Genomic DNA, 18,130 nt, shown 5'->3' with positions numbered 1-18,130 from the left:
GACCTGCGTCTTCGCGTTCCGCGTCGCCACACTGTAGCGGCCGAGGACCAGAGACAAGCCGTCGGGTGCCCGTTCGGGTTCAGTGCGTTGCCCTTGCCCCCGTCAGGCCCCCTTGTTGAACGGCAGGAAGCGCGTGGCAGGCCCGTCGAGCCGCGTCGTCATCATCCCCTCGAAGTCGCTGACCGCGAAATGCACGAGGGTACCGCCGGGGAAGCCCAGAAGGGGTTCCGGAGGCTGTCCCTTGGGGCTGGGGTGCCGCTCGAAGCGATACTGGTCGACGGCGTCCTGGATGCCTTGGGTGAAGTCTGTCTTCAGTTCCGCCGTCGCCGGCAGCCCGTTCAGGAACAGCACGAGGTCGAGGCTGTTGCCGTTCGCCAGCGAGATCCCAGACGAAACATACCCCTCTCACAGACCACATATTCGCTTTTTCACAGACATCTACAACGACGCTCACCAATCGGCAGGTTCGGCAACAGGAGCTTGGGCGGCTTCCGCCGCTGCGTCCCCCCCGGGGAACCACCGGCCCCTTTCCACGTTCTCCCCGGCATCACACTCCAACCCCCCGGGAGACTGACCATGAAAGACAAGGACCTTGGATCGCTGTTCTACGACGGCCTGAAGGACATCTACTACGCCGAGCGCAAGATCCTGAAAGCGCTGCCGAAAATGGCCCGTGCGGCGCAGTCGGAGATGCTGCGTAACGCCTTCCTGAAGCACAAGGAAGAGACCGAGACACAGAAAGAGCGGCTCGACAAGGTGTTCGAGGCGCTTGGCAAGCGCGCGCAGGGCAAGACCTGCCCGGCGATCGACGGCATCCTCGAAGAGGGTGAGGAGATCATGGACGAGTACAAGGGCATGGCCTCGATCGACGCCGGCCTTGTGGCCGCGGCGCAGGCGGTCGAGCATTACGAGATGGCCCGCTACACCACGCTGTCGACCTGGGCCAAGCTTCTGGGCCATACCGACGCCGCCAACCTGCTGCTGGAAACGCTGGCCGAAGAGCAGGCGACCGACAAGGCGCTGATGCAGCTGGCCAAGACTGATGCCAACAAGGCGGCGATGGCGGCCTGACCCAAGGCCCCTGCCCTGCAATCAGCCCCGGCCCGCGCGGCCGGGGCTTTTTCAGGTCTCAGCTCGCGAACAGCCGCGCATGGTCCTGCCGCAGCAGGTTCTTTTGCACCTTGCCCATGGTGTTGCGCGGCAGGTCCGGCAGCACGATGATCTGCTTGGGCTGCTTGAACCGCGCCAGCGATTGTCCCAGCACGGCGGCAATGGCCACGGTGTCGATCCGGGCATCCTTTGCCGGCACCAGCACCGCTACCACCGCCTCGCCGAAATCGGGATGCGGCACGCCGATCACCGCGCTTTCCAGCACGCCGGGCTGGTCATCGAGGATCAGCTCGATCTCCTTGGGATAGACATTGTAGCCGCCGGTGATGATCAGGTCCTTCTGCCGCCCGACGATGCTGACATAGCCATCGCTGTCGATCACGCCGATATCGCCGGTGATGAAGAACCCGTCCTCGCGCAGCTCCTCGCGGGTCTTCTCCGGCATTTCCCAGTAGCCCTTGAAGACATTGGCCCCGCGCACCTCGATCATGCCGGGCTCGCCCTGCGGCAGGGTCTCGCCGGTGACCGGGTCGGTGATCTTCAGCTCCACCCCCGGCAGCGGCAGGCCGACGGTGCCCGCCCGCCGGTCGCCCGCGTAGGGGTTGGAGGTGTTCATGTTGGTTTCGGTCATGCCATAGCGTTCGAGGATGCGGTGCCCGGTCCGCTCTTCGAACTGCACATGGGTTTCCGCCAGCAGCGGGGCGGAGCCCGAGGTGAAGAGGCGCATATGGGCGACAAGATCGCGGTTGAAGCGCGGATCGTCCAGCAGGCGCGTGTAGAAGGTGGGCACGCCCATCATGGTGGTGGCGCGTGGCAGCCAGCCGATGACCTGATCTGCCTTGAAGCCGGGCAGGAAGATCATCGACGCGCCAGACAGCATCACCACGTTGCAGGCGACAAACAGGCCATGGGTGTGGAAGATCGGCAGCGCGTGCAGCAGCACGTCATCCGGGGTAAAGCGCCATTCGGCCGCCAGAACCTCGGCGTTGGACAGAAGGTTCTGCTGGGTCAGCATCGCGCCTTTCGAGCGCCCGGTGGTGCCCGAGGTATAGAGGATCGCCGCCAGATCGCCCGGCCCGCGCGAGACCGGGGCGAAGCCTTCCGGCGCCGCGGCGGCGAGGTCCGGCAGCGTGCCCTCGCCCGCATCGTCCATCGTCTGGAACTGGGCGCCATGCCGCGCCGCCACCGCCCCAAGCGCATCGGCGCGCGCCGGGCTGCCGACCAGCAGCGCGGCGCCGGCATTGCCGACGAAATACTCCACCTCATCCGCGGTGTAGGCGGTATTCAGCGGCAGGAACACCACGCCCGAGGCGAGCGCCGCGGCATAGAGCGCCAGCGCCTGCGGGGTCTTGTCGATCTGCACCGCCATGCGGTCGCCCGGGTGCAGCCCCAGCCCGTCCAGCGCGGCGGCGTAGCGCAGCGCGAGGGCGTGGAAGGCGGCGCCGGTCATCCGCGCGCCGGCGGCATCGGTCAGGAACGCGCTCTCGCGGGTTGCAAGCGGGGCGACCAGAGTGTCGAACAGCGGGTTGGTCATGGTTTTCTTCCTGTAGAGGCGCCCTGCGGCAGCAGGGCCTGGACGGATTTCGCCGCGGCGACGGTCTTGCCGGTGACGAAGTTTTCGTTGTTCCGCTCGACCTTTGCCAGATCGTAAAGGTAGTTCACCATCGCCGAGCAAGATTGCCGCAGCCCGTTGGCCGAGGTATCGGCCAGTGCATGCACGTCATGCAGCAGCGCGCCATTGCCAAGGTGGAAGCGCGCCACCGGGTCCGCGGGCATCCCGTCGGGGCGCTTGGCGGTCAGCAGGAACTCTGCCGTCAGCGATCTCAGCGCCGCAAGATGCGGGCCAAGCGCCTCGGGGTCGCCCGTTGCCGCCGCCGCCAGCAGCGCCGCCGCCTCGGGCCGGTCCTTGGCGATGGCCTTGAGGTGCCGCGACAGCCCCGGCACCGGCGACAGGGTGACGAAGGTCTTCACCTGCGGCAGGTCGCGGCGCAGCTCGTCCACCACCTGCTTGATCAGCGAGTTGCCGAAGGAAATGCCACGCAGCCCCTCCTGGCAGTTGGAGATGGAGTAGAACACCGCCGTGTCGATCTCGGCATCGGGCACCGGCTCGCGCCCCTCGGCCAGCAGGCGCTGCACCGATCCGGGGATGCCGTGGCAGAGCGCCACCTCGACGAAGATCAGCGGCTCCTCGGGCATGGCGGGGTGAAAGAAGGCAAAGCAGCGCCGGTCGGACGGGCGCAGGCGGCGCTGCAGGTCATCCCAGTCGTCGATGGCGTGGACGGCCTCATACTGGATGATCTTTTCGAGGATATTGGCCGGGGTCCGCCAGTCGATATGGCGCAACACCAGAAAGCCGCGGTTGAACCAGCTGCCGAAGAGATGCGCGAAATCGAGATCGATGCGCTGCAGGGCCGGAGAAGGCTCCATCTGCAGCAGGTCGAGCCGCATCTGCACCAGCTCTTCCGTGCCCCCCGGCGCCTGGTTCAGGCGCCGGAGCAGTTCCTGCCGCGGCGGCTCTGCCTCGCGGCTGAGCTCGCCATAGGACGCCGCATCTCGCTTGGCAGCATAGCGTTCGGCCGCGGCGATGACCTTGGCGCTGTCCACGTCCAGCGCCTCGGCCAGATGCTCGAAGAAGCCGCGCTTCTCGTCGGCGCTCATCGTGCGGTAGCGCTGCAAGATGTCGCGCGCCAGCCGCATCCCCGACACCTCACCCTGCGCCGACAGCAGCCCGTCGCAGAGCGCGGCCATCGGCGCCCGGCTGGGGGCAGCGGCCTTGCCGGGACGCCGCTCGAACAGCGTCCCCATGATATCGGCAAAGAAGGCGATCCTGCTCATCTTAGGTGCTCCTTCAGGACGGGCCCATCACCAGATCGGGCAGCCAGGTTGCGATTTCGGGCACGAAGCACAGGATCACGATGGCAAGGATCATGCAGCCGACGAAGGGTGCAGACCCCCACAGGATCGTCTTCAGCGAGATCTTGGGCGCAATCGAGTTGATGACGAAGAGGTTGAGCCCGACAGGCGGCGTGATCAGCCCGATTTCCATGTTGATCGTCAGGATCACCGCGAACCAGTAGGGATCGAACTGCGCGGCATCGAGGATCGGCAGCAGGATCGGCGCGGTCATCAGGATCACCGCGACCGGGGGCAGGAAGAAGCCCGCGACCAGCAGAAAGAGGTTGATGATCCCCATCAGCACCCAGCGGTTCACATCCAGCCCGGCGATCCATTGCGCGATGGTCTGGGTGATGAACAGCGAGGACATCATGTAGGCGAAGACCCCCGCCGCAGCCATGATGAACAGGATCATCACGCTCTCGCGGGTGCTGTCTCGCAGCACGGCCCAGATCGCCCGCGGGTTCCACATCTTGTAGATCACGATGGCCATGCCAAGGCACAGCACCGCCCCCACTGCCGCGGTTTCCGAGGTAGTGGCGATGCCGCCATACATCACGTAGAGGACGCCGAGGATGACCACGAGGAAGGGCACGATCCGCGGCAGGATCTCGAACTTCTCGCGCAAGGAGTAGTGGCGCGGCGACAGCACGGCGATGTTGCCCGACCGCCAGGTGGCATAGATCGCCCAGGCCATGAACAGCAGCATCAGCATGATCCCGGGCATCACGCCCGCCAGGAACAGCCGACCGATCGAGGTTTCGGTGGCGATGCCATAGACGATCATGGTGACCGAAGGCGGGATCAGGATCCCCAGCGTGCCGCCGGCCGCGATGGCCCCGGCCGCCACCCCGTCAGGGTAGCCGCGCTTCTGCATCTCGGGGATGCCCATCTTGCCGATGGCGGCGCAGGTGGCCGGGCTCGATCCCGACATCGCCGAGAAGAGCGCGCAAGCGCCGAGGTTTGAGACAACGAGGCCCCCCGGCACCCGCGTCAGCCAACGCTCCAGCGCCTCGAAGAGGTCAGCCCCGGCGCGGGTCGAGGCGATGGCCGCGCCCATGATGATGAACATCGGGATCGACAGGATGGTGAAGCTGTTGAGATCGGCAAAGAAGATCTCGGGCATCATCTCCAGCGAGCGGCTGCCATCGAAGATGAGCAGGAAGGCGGCGGCGACGATCAGCAGCCCAACGGCGACCGACACCCCCGAAAACAGAATGACAATGGTAGCGACGGCGACAAGGCCGCCCAGAACAAGCGGATCCATCACGCCTCCCCTGCGCCGAGCGGCGCTTCGATATCCCGTGCGCCGAAGGGCGCTTCATGTCCGGTGGCAAGCCCCACCAGATCGGCCAGAAGTTGCAGCACATAAAGGCCAAAGCCGATGGGCAGCGCCAGATAGGGCACCCAGAGCGGCGGCGCCCAGACGGTCGAGGATTTCCAGTTCCGATCAAAGGCTTCGGTCCAGATATGCAGCGAATGCCAGGCGAGCAGCATGATCACCGCCAGGGTGGCCAGCAGCGTGACATAGGCCAGCACCATCCGCGCCCGCGGCGGCAGCATCAGCGGGATCAGGTCCACGTTCACATGGCCGCGCAGCTTCTGCACATAGGGTAGCCCGATGGTGGTGGCCGCGATCATCAGGTAGATCACCGCCTCGGTCTGCCAGATTGTCGACTGGCCAAGGACAGCGCGCACAAAGATCATGTGGCAGGTGACGAACAGGGCGATGACGGTGAAGGCGGCAGCGATCCAGCCGCAGACGGTGGATACGGCGTGAACCGCACGGATGAAGCCAGCCCCTCTGCGGGGGGCGGCACTGGTAAGGCCGGGCATGGGATATCTCCGAAAAGGCGATGAGACGGGCCGGACGGCCGGGCGCGGGAGACCCCCGCGCCCGGCTGCGGGTCACTCGACCGACAGCGCCATGTCGAGCAGGCGCTGCCCGTCGGGCGCGTCCGCGACGAACTGCTTGTAGGACGATTCCTGCGCCAGGGCCTGCCAGGCGTCGAAATCTTCCTGCGTCATCTCGGCAATCTCGACGCCCGCCTCGCGGAACACCTCGACCGAGGCAGAGTCTTCCTTCTTGGCTTCTTCCAGGTAATAGGCCTCGGCCTTGGCCGCGCCCGCCATCAGCGCCGCCTGCTGCTCGGGGGTCAGCCCGTCAAAGGTGGTCTTGTTGATCAGCATCGGCTGATACATGAACCACAGCGCCACGTCGCTGGCCGGGGTGTAGCACTGCGCCAGTTCCTGCAGGCGGAACGACACGAAGGACGAGGACGAGGTGTTGAGCGCGTTCAGCACGTTCTGCTGCATCGCGTTGTAGGTTTCCGACGAGGGCATCGAGGCGATGGACGCGCCCGCGGCCTGCAGCATCTCCTCGAACCCCTTGCCCGCGGCGCGCACGGTCATGCCCTGCACATCCTCGGGGTTGGTGATGCACTCACCCATGCTGGCAAAGCCGCCGGCCAGATAGCCCTTCACCAGCGTCATCACGTCATCTTCGTTCAGCAGCGCCTCGATCTCGTCCATGAAGGGCGAGGCGTTGAGGCGCGCGGCGTGGTCGTGGTTCTTCACCAGCCCCGGCATCAGCGTCAGGTTGTATTCCGGGCGCTGGCCGCCGGCATAGGACAGCGGGAACACCGTCATGTCCAGCTGACCGCGGCTGAGCGGCACATATTGCTCGGTCGCCTTGAACAGCGACCCGGACGGGAAGATCTGGATGGTCAGATCGACATCCGCCGCCGCGACCTCTTCGGCCACGATCTCGGCGATACGGTGGCGCAGGTCACCCGGCGCGAACTGATGCGACAGCCGAAGCTGCTCGGCGCTTGCCGAGGTTGCCAGCAGCGCGAACGGGACCGCGGCACAGGCCGCAATCTTTGCATATTTCATGAAATCCTCCTCCCAAAGGCAGCTTTGCTTGCGTAAGCATGGTCCTCAGATTGTCGTTGCGGATATGCAATGTCAATCCTATTGTATGCAAGAAATGACATCGAGTATGACAGCCATGCAGGACATCCCCCTCGACCGCCGCACCGACCAGATCCGCGAAGCCCTGGAAGAGATGATCGTCGAGGGCCATTTCCCCGACGGTGCGCGGCTGGACGAGGTGCGTCTTGCCGAGCAGTTCCACGTCTCGCGCACGCCGCTGCGCGAGGCGTTCCAGTCCCTCGCCGCCTCGGGCCTGGTCGAGCTGCGGCTGCGGCGCGGGGCCTTCGTGAAATTCCCGGCGCTGGAAGACGTTATCGAGATGTTCGACGTGATGGCCGAGATCGAGGCGATGTGCGGCCGCTACGCCGCCCGCCGGATGACGCCCGAGGCCGAGGCCGAGATCGCCGCCGCGCTGGTCGGCTGCGAGACCGCCTTCGCCGCCGATGATTTCGACGGCTACTACCGCGCCAACCACGAGTTTCACGCGCTGATCTACCGCGCCTCGGGCAACCGTTTCCTGGCCGGCGAGGCCGAACGCCTGCACCGCCGCCTGAAGCCCTTCCGCCGCCTGCAACTGCGCCTGCGCGGCCGGATGCGCGAATCGCTGAAGGAACACCGCCTGATCTTCGACGCGCTGGTGGCCGGGGATGAGGCCGCGGTGACCGCCCAGATGCGCGCCCATATCGCCGTGCAGGGCGACCGCTTCAACGACCTCGCGGCGCAGTATCGGCGGTCGATTGGCGCGGCGGGGGCAAGGCAGAGGGATCGGGAAAGGGTGTGAGGGGGTAGCCAAGGGTTCCAAATCGAAATTGTTTCTGGGCTCCACGTCGCCTAGCTTGCCCTCTGCGTAGAGTTTCCGGGGGGAAGAAAGTGGCTGGCAAGCGGCAACACCATGTCTGGCAAATGATCCAAAAGGGGTTCTCATGGCAAGAGAACGGCGACCACCATGTTTGGGTGTATCGAAATGGAGTCGCTCCAGAACAGACTGTCACTCGGAAATTTGGGCGCTTAAACAGCTTCTACGGAAATGCAGGATCTGCGGCAGATACCAATATCACTGACTTTGAAAATTTGATCCAGGGATTTATACAAGAGACTAGGGCCAAGCCAGACGGATATGAGCTTGACACCAGACTCTCAGCCTCTCTGGTGTCTCACCTTGAGATGCGAAGCCTGTTTCTTCGGGACGAGATTTCGAGGTTAGGGGACCGCGTTGCAAAATTCATCTTAGACAAAATGTCGTCCAAGAAACACTACACAATGATGATGTCGAGCTATTTGACGAATCATCCCGAGTTGCTGGACCAGCAGATGGAGAAACACGGTATTGCAGCGGAACTGCGCCCAGCAGTCCGCGAGGCGTTCATGCTAGCCCTCCCGCAGAAGCTAAAGGAAAGTGCGAGCGATATGGCTGTCCTAGCGCAACAGCTTTATAGAATGATGTCAGAGTCTCTAGCCGAAACGGCCAAATCCTCACATAACAAGGCGCTTGAAGGTGATTTCTCTGAAATTGACAGAACGCGCAGTCACCTCCAGATGACATTTCGAGTTTTTCGAGCAACCGACGCAGAACTGATCCTTCCGGATACATCGCTTGCCTTTTTCAGGGAATCTGGCTGCGCACCGGTTTCCAACAAGGGGGATCGCGTAGAGGCCGTCGTTGTGCCCCTCGCAAAGAGAGTCGCAATCGTTGGCCGAAGGGATCCGAATTTTGTCAGAGACAGTAGCACTATTAGGAGGGCACTTGCCAGTTGTGCGCATGAAGCATTCCTATCGAATGTGACCTCCCCAGAACTGCAGGCCTTGTCGCGGCGCATCGGAAAAAATGCACGTTTGATAAGTGAGGCAGACCTCGCCAAGATAGTCCGGTTTGAGAGACTACTCAAAGTGTGAGCGTTGCCCACCGCAAGTTTCGGTGCCGCAACGGTTGACGCGTCCGAACCAACCGCCCTTGGGGCGACCACCCCCTACCACCTGAACCCCGAAAACGTCGCCGTCAGCCCCACCTCGTCATAGTCGAAGAACGCCACCGTCGAGTCGTTCCTTGCCACATCCACCCCCAGCGTCACACTGGGGCTGACCTGATAGACCAGCGCGGCGGCGTAGCGGCGGTCGGTGCGGTCCTGGCCGAGGAACTGGCCCCCCTCCGCCTCCTGATAGCTGAGGCTGAGGCCCATCGGGCGGCGGCCCTGACGCCAGCGGAGGCCGGCGCCCAAGGCGATACGCTGCACCGTCTCGCCGGGCACCTCCTCGCCAAGGCTCAGCGCCACGTCGGTCACCGCGCCGTTCCACAGGCTCTCCACCCCCAGCTCCAGCGCCATCTGGCGGGTGCTGCCGTCGCGCTGTTCCAGCCCGGTGGTCAGGGCGTGATAGCCGGCGCCGGTCTCGAACAGGTGCTCGGCGCTGATCTTGGTCAGGGCGGTTTCGCTGCGGTCCAGCTCGCGGTTCAGCACGGCTTCGGTGTGGCAGACATCGAGGAAGGTCCAGCCGGTCAGGTGGTTGTCCGAACAGACCCGCAGCTCGGCATAGCCGCGGCCGATGTCATGCGCGGGCGCCCAGACGGTCTCGGCCCGCAGCACTGCCGAAACATAGCGGCCCGAGTCCCAGGACAGCCGCGCCTCGCCCCCTGCCCCCACGCCCGCCACGATACCGGCCTTGGCGACGTAGTCGGGCGTCGTCTCGAAGGTGATCCCGTCAACGCTCAGCCGGTCGTTATAGGCGCCGCCGTTGATATTGCCGTCATAGCTCAGCACCGGCGCGGCCCAGGCCTCCAGCACGATCAGCGGGTTCTGCCCGGGCTCGTGGTAGAACCCCTGCCGGACCATGTCGCGCTTCATCCGGCCGACAAGCGCAGGTGGCAACGCCCCGGTCTCCAGCGCCTTGCCGAAGGCAAACAGCCGCAGCCGTTCCGACCCGGCCAGCGCGCTGGTAGCGACGCGGGCGGCCTCATCCGCCGCCGCCGGGCAACCGACAAGCGCAGCCCCGAGCAGCGCGCCCAGAAGCCGCCGCCCCAGGGTCATGGCGCGATCTGGTTGGGGTGCTGGCCGTAGAAGATGCCCGACGCCTCGATCCGGTCGCTTTCGGCGGTGTAGACGCCCGAGGTGGTCAGGTTCTCCCTCGACACGTCCGACAGGTCGCCGCCGATATTGCCGCGCAGCATCCCGTCTGCCTCCAGGATCTCATTGCCGGGCGCCCAGACCGACAGGGTGATCGGCCCACCATAGGCGCCCGAGGACACGTTGAACGGCATGTCGCTCGCCAGCATCTCGGTGCGCACGTCAGACCCGGCATCCACCCCGGTGCGCAGGTTGATGCTGGCCGTCTCGGCATCGAAGTCGATGACCATGTCCACCAGCCCGGTCTCGTCATAGCCGCTTTGGATCGGGGCCCCATCGACCGACACCCAGACATAGTTCTTGCCGCGGAAGTAGTATTTGCCGCTGGCCTCGGTGATGTTCTCCACCGGCGCCTGATCGGCGGTCAGCCGCAGGATCCGCGTCGGATCGCCATTGCCGTCGACCTCGGCGATCACCTCGATGGTCATGGTGTCGGTATAGGCCGCCTCCGCCTCGGCGATCAGGCTCTTGTAGCCGGCGGGCGAGGCGGGGTCGGCATCGTCGAACTGGGCGAGGATCGCGTCATCGGCCGGCCCTTCGGACTGGCTGCGCCGCACGCGGGCATAGCCGTTGTGCTGGGTCGTGTAGCTCTCCAGCCCCGGGGTCACGATTTCCGTCCCCGGATCGGGGGGCGTCACGCCACCGCCGCCAGAGCCGCCGCCCCCGCCGCCGCCGCATGCCGCCAGCAGCACGAGGCCTCCAGACGCCGCAGCGCAGCGCATCACGTCGAGCATCCGGCTCATCGGCGTCTCCTATTTGGGCAAGGTGTGGCATGAAAGCGTAGGCCCCGAGGGAACGAGGGGCCGGGAATCACTGATACGCTTGGAGAATCTGGCATGTCTGCCCTGATTATGCCATCACGTCTCGTTAGGTATTAACCAGTTCGCCCGACTCGTCCTCCTCCGGGCCCGCGTGGGTCAGACCAACAGAATCCCAAAAAGGATCATGCAGAACCGATGTGGAAGGCCCTCCCCCGCCTGCCGATGCTGCTTGCGCTCTGTGCAGCCGCTGCCTGTGATTTCGCCGCGCCGGAACTGCCCTTGCGGCTGGACCAGCGCGAGGAAACAACCGCGTTTCAGGTTGTCTCCGACAGCCAGCGTTGGGTGAACGCCCCCGCCGGGATGATGACCCTGCAGCGCGCGCTTGGCCCGCAGGCCGAACAGAAGATCGTGCTGGAAAACGCCACGACGTTCCGGGGCGAGAACGTTCTGCTGATGCGCGCGCGCGGGCAGGACCCGCGCTATGTGGGCCGGCTGCGGCTGGAGGAGTTCATGCGCCGCGTCGGTGGCGCGCCGGAACCCTTCACCGAGATCAGCGATTCCGGCCTGCAGTCGGGCGAGGACGCGCTTGGCCCCTATTTCTGGAGCGAATACAGCACCGGCACCTCGACACTCTGCGTGCTTGGCATCCGCCGGCTGGAGCCGGGGGCCTGGCTGCCGCCCGAGGGGCTGACGGTGCTCGATATCATGCTGCGCAACTGCGTCAGTGGCACGGCCGAAGAGGCGCTGGCCCCGATGGGCGCCGCCGCGATCACCGGCAACCGCCCCTTGGGGCAAAGCGGCGCCAGTGGCAGCCGGATGCTGTCGCCTCTTGCCGGACCGATGCAGTGACCCGTACCCAGTTGACCGCCCCCGAGAGGACCTGACCCTATGGCCGACCACCCCGCCTCGCGCAAATCAGGGTATCTCGGGACCTACGCGACGCTGCTGCTGTGGGTGATGCTGCTGGTGCCGATCCTGCTGCTGACCTCGGTCCCCACCTCCAATGCCGGACAGGCGCTGCTCAGCATCGTCGCGGTGCTGCTGGTGGTGATGCTCAAGCCCTTCACCGAACAGACGGCGGCCCGCTTCGCGCTGCTGGCCGTCGCCAGCGTGATCGTGCTGCGCTACATGGTCTGGCGGCTGCTGGAAACGCTGCCCCCCGCCGCCCCGACGCTGTCCTTCACCATCGCGGTGCTGCTGTTCGCGGTCGAGCTTTACTCCAACCTCGCCTTCTTCCTGAACGCCTTCGTCAACGCCGACCCCACCACCCGCAAGATGCCGCCGCAGGTGTCGCTGCGCGACCTGCCGACGGTGGATATCCTCGTGCCCTCGTATAACGAGCCGACCGAGATGCTGGCGATCACGCTCCTGGCCGCCAAGAACATGATCTACCCGGTGGACAAGCGCACCGTGGTGCTGTGCGACGATGGCGGCACCGACCAGCGCTGCAATTCCGACAACCCCGAGCTTGCCGCCGCCTCGCGCGCGCGGCGGGCCGAACTGCAGCAGCTTTGCGCCGATCTGGGCATCATGTATTCCACCCGCGCCCGCAACGAACATGCCAAGGCCGGCAACATGTCGGCGGCGCTGGAGCGGCTGAACGGCGATCTTGTGGTGGTGTTCGACGCCGACCACGTGCCCACCCGCGATTTCCTTGCCCGCACCGTCGGCTATTTCGTCGATGACCCCAAGCTGTTCCTGGTGCAGACGCCGCACTTCTTCATCAACGATGACCCGGTGCAGCGCAACCTCGGCTTCTCGCGCAAGGTGCCGACCGAGAACGAGATGTTCTACTCCAAGATCCACCGCGGCCTCGACCGCTGGGGCGGCGCCTTCTTCTGCGGCTCGGCCGCCGTTCTGCGCCGCGCCGCGCTCGACAGCGTCGGCGGCTTTTCGGGCGAGACCATCACCGAGGACGCCGAAACCGCGCTCGACATCCATTCGCGCGGCTGGAAGAGCCTTTACATCGACCGGGCGATGGTCGCCGGGCTGCAGCCCGAGACCTTCGCCTCGTTCATCCAGCAGCGCGGCCGCTGGGCGACGGGCATGATGCAGATGCTGATCCTGAAGAACCCGCTGTTCCGCCGCGGCCTGCGCCTGCCGCAGCGGCTGTGCTACATCAACTCGATGAGCTTCTGGCTGTTTCCGCTTATCCGCATGGCCTATCTCTTGGTGCCGCTGGTCTACCTGTTCTTCGGGGTGGAGATCTTCGTTGCCACCTATGACGAGGTCATGGCCTACATGCTGGGCTATCTGGCGGTCAGCTTCCTGGTGCAGAATGCCCTTTTCAGCCGCTACCGATGGCCGCTGGTGTCCGAGGTGTTCGAGATCGCGCAGGCGCCCTACCTTGCCGCCGCGATATTCCGCACCGTGCTGCGCCCCCGCGCCGCCAAGTTCAATGTCACCGCCAAGGACGAGATGCTGGTCGAGGATTACATCTCGCCGATCTACAAGCCGCTGCTGTTCCTGCTGCTGCTGATGCTGGCGGGCGTCGTCGCGCTGGCCGCGCGCTGGATCGCCTTTCCGGGGGACCGCGGGGTGCTGGCGATCGTCGGCGGTTGGGCGGTGTTCAACTTCCTGCTGGTCAGCCTTGCGCTGCGCGCCGTCTGCGAAAAGCAGCAAAGCCGCGCCAGCCCGCGCGTGGCGATGGATGTCCCGGCAACGCTGACCTGGGAAGGACAGACCGCCCCGCTACAGGCCACCATCGTCGATGCCTCGGTCCGCGGCGCGGGCCTCGTGTTCCAGATGCCCCGGGGCGAGGATGGCAGCGCCGGGCGGCCGCTCGCGCTGGAGGATATCGTGACCTTCCGGCCCCGTTTCCCCGATGCGCAGCATCTGGAAACCGATCTCGGCGCGCGGGTGCGCAACATCATCCGCACCGAAAAGGGCCTGCTGATCGGCCTTCGGATGCTGCCAGATCCGTCGATGGAGGCGCGCGCCGCCATCGCCTTCCTGACCTTCGGCGCCTCCGAGAACTGGCAGCGGGTGCGCGAGGCGACGCGGGCGCGCAAGGGCCTGGTGGCGGGCCTGTTCTACATGCTCGGCCTGTGCCTGACGAGCCTGCCCAAGACCATCGCGGACTTTGCCCGCGAACCCGCCCGCCGCCGCCGAGCCGCCGAACGCCCGCAAGAGCAGCGCCCGGTTCACCTCTTGGCCTTCACCGCCGACATCCTCGCCGCCGCGGCCCCGCGCAGCACCCAGCCCGTCGAGGGACTGTATCTGGAGGAGCGGCCATGACCGCCTCCTTCGCCGCACGCGCCGCCGCCGGACTGGCACTGGCGCTCTGGTCCGCCCCGGCGCCGGCACAAGAGGCGCCGCTGATCGAGGCCTTCCCCGAGGCGCTGGCCGAACCCGCCGAGGCGCCCTTGGGCGAGCAGGTGCTGCGTGACAGCGGCAGCGACGCCGCCGCCGACCCGGCGCAGGACTGGCTGCTGCCGCTTCGCCCCGCGTCGCCCGCCCTGCCCATGGATACCGCGATCCCCGGCGCCTTTCGCCTGACGGGTGAGCAGGCGGGCGCCGAGTTCCTGCTGTGGCTGCCGGAGGGCGCCACCGCCAGTGACCTGGTGCTGGCCTACCGCTCCAGCATCAACGTGCTGCCCGAACGCTCGCAGCTGTCGGTGCGCGTCAATGGCGAACCGGCGGGCGCCTTCCTGCTGACCAGCTTTGCCGAGTTCACCCCGGTCACGCTGCAAAGCGCGACCCTGCGGCCCGGCCTGAACCGGGTGCAGATCGACGTCGTCCACCATCACCGCATCTTCTGCGGACCCGAGGCCAGCTTTGCCGTCTGGACGGAACTGCTGCTGCCGCAAAGCGGCGTGCAGATGCAGGCCGCCCGCCTTGGCGCCGATGCCGCGGGCTTCCTGGCCGCCGCCTCGGCGCAGGTCGCCAGCGGCGCGCCGGTCGAGATCCGCGCCGAGGGCGGCCTCGATCCGCTGTTGCTGCGCAGCCTCGCCGGCCGCCTGACCGGCGCGCTGGCCGAGACCCCCGATTTCCGCGTGGTCTCGCCCTGGACCCCGCAGACCGGCGCGCCCCCCCGCGCGCGGATCACCGTGCTGCAGGGCGGCACCGGCCGCGCCAGCATCGAACAGGGCGGCGATGGCGCGCTGGTGCTGCTGCTGGACCCGGCCGCGGGCGTTGCCCTGCCGCTTGACGAGGTGCTGCCGGCGATGGCGCAGGTCGAGGGCGCGCAAGCCGGCGCCCTGCCGCTGCTGGAGCCGGGGCAGACCACCGCCTTTGCCGATCTGGGCCTGGGCGACACCACCGCCCGCGGCCATTACATCTTGCATGACATGACCTTCGGGATGCCCGACGACTGGCTGATCCTCGCCTCGCAAGAGGCGCGCTTTACCCTGCTCTACGGTTTTGCCGATGCCCTGCCGACCGGCGCGCTGATGCTGGTCAAGGTCAATGGCGAGACGGTGCGGCTGCTGCCACTCGACCGCAATGGCGGCAGGGTGCAGCCGCCGCTGGAAGTCGGCTTTGCGGCGAACCTGCTGCGCCCCGGTCCCAACCGCGTCAGCTTCGAGGCGATCCTGCCCGGCGATCCGCCCGACCTGCCCTGCGCGCCGCTGGAGGAGGAGACGCTGACCATCCTTGGCTCCTCGACCCTGTGGACGCCGCCCGCCCCGGCGATGGACCTGCCGGACATGGCCCGCCCGCTGGCGCGGCTGACGCCCGATGGCCTGCAACTGGGCACCGAGACGGCCGCCTCCGCCGCGGGAGAGGAGCTGCTGCTGCCCTTCGCCGCCCTCTACCAGCCGCCGGTCACGCGCCCCGACCGCGCCCCCGCGGTGCTGACCGTCGCGCGGATCGACGCGCCGGGCGCGCTGCCGCTCGCCCCCCTCGGCCTGACCCGGCGGATGCTGGAGGAGGCGGTGGCCCCCGTCCTCGCCAGCGCCGAAACCGATGCCCCCGCCAGCGTCCTGCAAGGCAGCTGGCTGCACCGCCGATGGACCGACCTCAAGCGCCTCGCGCTGCCCGGCGATCCGCCGCTGGACCGCTGGCTGGCAGACCGCCGCGGCATCGCCCTGCTGCTGCAACCCGACCCCGAGCTGCCGCAGAACCTGTGGCTGCTGCTGGGGCCGCAGGCCGACCCGGCCTTCGTCGCCGCGGCGCTGGAGACCGGGCGGCGGGCCTTCGACGGGCCGCGCGGGCAGGCCGCGCTGCTGGCCCCCGACGGGCGCTGGACCAGCTGGGCCGATCCCGCCCGCCCGCCGCGCCTGCAAGAGCCGCTGCGCCCCGGCAACCTGCGCTTCGTGCTTGGCAACTACGCCTCATGGTCCCCGATGCTGTTCACCGGCGTTCTGGTCCTGCTGGCGCTCATCTCGTCGCTTGTGGCGATGTCCTTCGTCACCGGCAGCCGAGGAGCCCGAAAATGACCCTGATCCCCAGACCCCTTCTGCGCCGGACCTTCCTGCAGCGCCTCGCCGCCACCGCCGCCCTCGCCAGCCTGCCCGGAGCCGCCGTGAACGCCCAACCCGCCCCCGCCGCCTCGATCCCCGAGGATCACCCGCTGCAGGCCGCCTGGCAGGCTTGGCGCAGCAGCTACATCGCGCCCGAGGGCCGGGTGGTGGACAGCTTCCAGCAAGGCGCCAGCCATTCCGAGGGCCAGGGCTACGGCATGGCGCTGGCGCTGTCCTTTGGCGACGGGGAAACCTTCCGGCGGCTCTACAGCTGGACCGAAACCAACCTCGCCCTGCGCCCCGATGCGCTGCTGGCCTGGCGCTGGCTGCCCGATGCGCTGCCCCATGTCGCCGACCGCAACAACGCCAGCGATGGCGACCTGTTCTACGCCTGGGCGCTGGCGCGCGCCGCGCGGCTGTTCGATGTGCCCGATTATGCCGCCCGCGCCCGCGCCATTGCCGCGGATCTGGTGGCGACCTGCGTGGTGACCATGCCGGATGGCAGCGCCGAGGTGATGCTGCCCGCCGCCGCCGGCTTCCTGACCGAGACGGGCTTCATCCTCAACCCGTCCTACTGGATGCCGCGGGCGATGCGCGACCTGGCGGCGGCGACCGACCAGCCGGCGCTGGCCCGCTGCGCCGATGGAGCAGAGCGGCTGATGTCGCAGATGGCGGCAAACGGGCTGGTCCCTGACTGGGTGGAGGTCACCGCGGATGGCATCACCCTCCCCCCCGCCCGCTTCTCAGCGAACAGCGGGTATGAGGCGCTGCGGGTGCCGCTGTTCCTGGTCTGGTCGCGCGCAAACACCCATCCCGCCGTGCGCGGCTTCACCGAGGCGCACCGGGCCGCCGAGACCGGCGATCTGCGCGCCCCGACGGTGTTCGAGCGCGGCACCGGGCGGGTGCTGGAATACAGCACCCATGCCGGGTATCGTGCCGTCGCGGCCCTGACCGCCTGCGCCGGCGCGCAGCGGGCCGGATCGGCGATCCCGCCCTTCGACACCGCCCAACCCTATTACCCCGCGACGCTGCATCTGATGACACTGGTCGCCCAGATCGAAGGATATCCCAGATGCGTACCGCTCTGACCCGCCGTGCCCTGACCCGCCCTGCCCTGACGCTCGCCCTGCTGCTGGCGCTTGCCGCCCCGGGGTTGGCGCAAGCCCCCACCGATCAGGATCTGGAAGCCCTGCGCTTCTACACCGGCCAAGGCGACGAGGTCTCGGCCGAGGCCGAGCTGCGCCGCCTGCGCAGCCAGTTCCCCGGCTGGACACCGCCCGAGAACCTGGCGGCCCAGCAAGCCAGCCAACCCTCGACCGAGATCGACCTGATCTACCGCCGCATTGCCGATGGCGACGTGGCCGGTGCGCAGCGCACCATTGCCGAGACGCGCAAGTCCTTCCCCGGCTGGGCCCCGCCGACCGAGATGGAGCAGCTTCTGTCGATCACCGAGGCGCAGCAGGGCTTCGACGCCGCCGTCGCCGCCGGGCAGGCGCAACAGGCCATCGCCATCGTCCGCGGCACGCCGGCGCTGCTGCGCTGCGACCGGGTGAACAACGCCTGGAAAACCGCCGAGATGCAGGTGGCGCTGGCCGATAGCGGCGGGGCGCTCGCCACTTATCGCGGCGTCCTGTCTGCCTGCACCGGCTTTGCCGAGATCGTGGCGACGCTGGAAAAGGCCTCGGCCATCGCCACGCCTGCGCAGATGCAAGAGCTGTTCGCGCTGGTGCGCCCGCGTTTCGCCAGCAATGCCGCGGCGCTGGACACGCTCGAGGCGCGGCTTCTAGGCACAGCGCCAGCCGCAGCCGCCAGCGCAGCCCCGCCCCCGCGGCGCGCGGCTGCCGCGGCACCCGCCGCACCGGCGCCCCGCGCGGCCGCACCGGCGGCGAGCGGCGGCGCCCTGCCCCGCCAG

Annotated in this window: 15 protein-coding genes and 1 pseudogene; 8 read left to right on the top strand and 8 right to left on the bottom strand. The window is 67.3% G+C overall.

What is annotated here, in order from left to right; translation table 11 throughout:
* Positions 1 to 102: 102 nt before the first annotated feature.
* The gene (locus GVY41_RS20260) at positions 103 to 351 is read right to left on the bottom strand and encodes a hypothetical protein (protein ID WP_229725918.1); all 249 of its coding nucleotides are present in this window, start codon (positions 349 to 351) and stop codon (positions 103 to 105) included.
* Positions 352 to 576: 225 nt separating this feature from the next.
* Between GVY41_RS20260 and GVY41_RS02610 the strand changes: the two genes are divergently transcribed.
* Entirely contained in the window at positions 577 to 1,071 is a 495-nt protein-coding gene (locus tag GVY41_RS02610) for a YciE/YciF ferroxidase family protein (protein WP_161343967.1), read from the top strand.
* Between the two features lie 58 nt (positions 1,072 to 1,129).
* Here GVY41_RS02610 and GVY41_RS02605 read toward each other — a convergent pair whose 3' ends face one another.
* The 5 genes from GVY41_RS02605 to dctP all read right to left on the bottom strand — a co-directional run bounded on the left by GVY41_RS02605 (position 1,130) and on the right by dctP (position 6,900).
* Positions 1,130 to 2,644 carry a malonate--CoA ligase gene (locus GVY41_RS02605; protein WP_161343969.1) on the bottom strand — a complete coding sequence of 505 codons (1,515 nt, stop codon included), beginning with the start codon at positions 2,642 to 2,644 and terminating at the stop codon, positions 1,130 to 1,132.
* Positions 2,641 to 3,936, bottom strand: a complete 1,296-nt coding sequence (locus tag GVY41_RS02600) for a malonyl-CoA decarboxylase (protein ID WP_161344075.1) — start codon at positions 3,934 to 3,936, stop codon at positions 2,641 to 2,643. Before GVY41_RS02600 ends, GVY41_RS02605 begins: the two co-directional genes overlap by 4 nt.
* Positions 3,937 to 3,958: 22 nt before the next feature.
* Positions 3,959 to 5,272 (bottom strand): TRAP transporter large permease, encoded by a 1,314-nt coding sequence (locus tag GVY41_RS02595; RefSeq protein ID WP_161343971.1) that lies wholly within the window; start codon positions 5,270 to 5,272, stop codon positions 3,959 to 3,961.
* A complete protein-coding gene (locus GVY41_RS02590) occupies positions 5,272 to 5,841 on the bottom strand; it encodes a TRAP transporter small permease subunit (protein ID WP_161343973.1) in 570 nt (189 codons plus the stop codon). The genes GVY41_RS02595 and GVY41_RS02590 overlap by 1 nt, the downstream gene beginning before the upstream one ends.
* A gap of 72 nt (positions 5,842 to 5,913) precedes the next feature.
* The gene (gene dctP, locus GVY41_RS02585; protein WP_161343975.1) at positions 5,914 to 6,900 is read right to left on the bottom strand and encodes a TRAP transporter substrate-binding protein DctP; all 987 of its coding nucleotides are present in this window, start codon (positions 6,898 to 6,900) and stop codon (positions 5,914 to 5,916) included.
* A gap of 106 nt (positions 6,901 to 7,006) precedes the next feature.
* On the opposite strand from dctP, the gene GVY41_RS02580 reads away from it, so the two are divergent.
* The gene (locus GVY41_RS02580) at positions 7,007 to 7,720 is read left to right on the top strand and encodes a GntR family transcriptional regulator (protein ID WP_161343977.1); all 714 of its coding nucleotides are present in this window, start codon (positions 7,007 to 7,009) and stop codon (positions 7,718 to 7,720) included.
* 122 nt (positions 7,721 to 7,842) lie between these two features.
* Positions 7,843 to 8,832, top strand: coding sequence for a hypothetical protein (locus GVY41_RS02575; protein ID WP_161343979.1), 990 nt, complete (start codon positions 7,843 to 7,845; stop codon positions 8,830 to 8,832).
* A 74-nt stretch (positions 8,833 to 8,906) separates the two neighbouring features.
* Here the strand turns inward: GVY41_RS02575 and GVY41_RS02570 are convergent, their stop codons facing one another.
* Together GVY41_RS02570 and GVY41_RS02565 are read right to left on the bottom strand one after the other, a co-directional pair.
* Positions 8,907 to 9,959: a hypothetical protein gene (locus GVY41_RS02570; RefSeq protein WP_161343981.1), complete on the bottom strand. Its 1,053-nt coding sequence runs from the start codon at positions 9,957 to 9,959 to the stop codon at positions 8,907 to 8,909.
* Entirely contained in the window at positions 9,956 to 10,798 is an 843-nt protein-coding gene (locus tag GVY41_RS02565; protein WP_229725917.1) for a viral aspartic protease, read from the bottom strand. Before GVY41_RS02565 ends, GVY41_RS02570 begins: the two co-directional genes overlap by 4 nt.
* Positions 10,799 to 11,011: 213 nt before the next feature.
* Between GVY41_RS02565 and GVY41_RS02560 the strand changes: the two genes are divergently transcribed.
* From GVY41_RS02560 to GVY41_RS02540, 5 genes and pseudogenes are all read left to right on the top strand, one after another.
* Positions 11,012 to 11,665 carry a hypothetical protein gene (locus GVY41_RS02560; RefSeq protein WP_161343983.1) on the top strand — a complete coding sequence of 218 codons (654 nt, stop codon included), beginning with the start codon at positions 11,012 to 11,014 and terminating at the stop codon, positions 11,663 to 11,665.
* Positions 11,666 to 11,704: 39 nt separating this feature from the next.
* Positions 11,705 to 14,053, top strand: a complete 2,349-nt coding sequence (gene bcsA, locus GVY41_RS02555; RefSeq protein WP_161343985.1) for a UDP-forming cellulose synthase catalytic subunit — start codon at positions 11,705 to 11,707, stop codon at positions 14,051 to 14,053.
* The gene (locus tag GVY41_RS02550) at positions 14,050 to 16,194 is read left to right on the top strand and encodes a cellulose biosynthesis cyclic di-GMP-binding regulatory protein BcsB (RefSeq protein WP_161343987.1); all 2,145 of its coding nucleotides are present in this window, start codon (positions 14,050 to 14,052) and stop codon (positions 16,192 to 16,194) included. Before bcsA ends, GVY41_RS02550 begins: the two co-directional genes overlap by 4 nt.
* Complete coding sequence (locus GVY41_RS02545) at positions 16,191 to 17,306, top strand: family 8 glycosyl hydrolase (protein WP_161343989.1); 1,116 nt, start codon at positions 16,191 to 16,193, stop codon at positions 17,304 to 17,306. The genes GVY41_RS02550 and GVY41_RS02545 overlap by 4 nt, the downstream gene beginning before the upstream one ends.
* Positions 17,291 to 18,130 (top strand): annotated as a pseudogene (locus GVY41_RS02540) (hypothetical protein); the annotation flags it as partial. The gene GVY41_RS02545 and the pseudogene GVY41_RS02540, both read left to right, overlap by 16 nt.

This window comes from Frigidibacter albus (assembly GCF_009908165.1).
In the GTDB taxonomy this organism is placed as follows: domain Bacteria; phylum Pseudomonadota; class Alphaproteobacteria; order Rhodobacterales; family Rhodobacteraceae; genus Frigidibacter; species Frigidibacter albus.
The sequence above is the reverse complement of the archived record's forward strand: the minus strand, read 5'-3'. Positions and strand labels throughout refer to the sequence as shown.

What these genes read in the sequence shown, in the direction of transcription:
- GVY41_RS02610 (WP_161343967.1), top strand. Translation starts at nt 577, where the DNA reads ATGAAAGACAAGGACCTTGGATCGCTGTTCTACGACGGCCTGAAGGAC.
- GVY41_RS02605 (WP_161343969.1), bottom strand. Translation starts at nt 2,644, where the DNA reads ATGACCAACCCGCTGTTCGACACTCTGGTCGCCCCGCTTGCAACCCGC.
- GVY41_RS02595 (WP_161343971.1), bottom strand. Translation starts at nt 5,272, where the DNA reads ATGGATCCGCTTGTTCTGGGCGGCCTTGTCGCCGTCGCTACCATTGTC.
- GVY41_RS02590 (WP_161343973.1), bottom strand. Translation starts at nt 5,841, where the DNA reads ATGCCCGGCCTTACCAGTGCCGCCCCCCGCAGAGGGGCTGGCTTCATC.
- dctP (WP_161343975.1), bottom strand. Translation starts at nt 6,900, where the DNA reads ATGAAATATGCAAAGATTGCGGCCTGTGCCGCGGTCCCGTTCGCGCTG.
- GVY41_RS02580 (WP_161343977.1), top strand. Translation starts at nt 7,007, where the DNA reads ATGACAGCCATGCAGGACATCCCCCTCGACCGCCGCACCGACCAGATC.
- GVY41_RS02575 (WP_161343979.1), top strand. Translation starts at nt 7,843, where the DNA reads ATGATCCAAAAGGGGTTCTCATGGCAAGAGAACGGCGACCACCATGTT.
- GVY41_RS02570 (WP_161343981.1), bottom strand. Translation starts at nt 9,959, where the DNA reads ATGACCCTGGGGCGGCGGCTTCTGGGCGCGCTGCTCGGGGCTGCGCTT.
- GVY41_RS02565 (WP_229725917.1), bottom strand. Translation starts at nt 10,798, where the DNA reads ATGAGCCGGATGCTCGACGTGATGCGCTGCGCTGCGGCGTCTGGAGGC.
- GVY41_RS02560 (WP_161343983.1), top strand. Translation starts at nt 11,012, where the DNA reads ATGTGGAAGGCCCTCCCCCGCCTGCCGATGCTGCTTGCGCTCTGTGCA.
- bcsA (WP_161343985.1), top strand. Translation starts at nt 11,705, where the DNA reads ATGGCCGACCACCCCGCCTCGCGCAAATCAGGGTATCTCGGGACCTAC.
- GVY41_RS02550 (WP_161343987.1), top strand. Translation starts at nt 14,050, where the DNA reads ATGACCGCCTCCTTCGCCGCACGCGCCGCCGCCGGACTGGCACTGGCG.
- GVY41_RS02545 (WP_161343989.1), top strand. Translation starts at nt 16,191, where the DNA reads ATGACCCTGATCCCCAGACCCCTTCTGCGCCGGACCTTCCTGCAGCGC.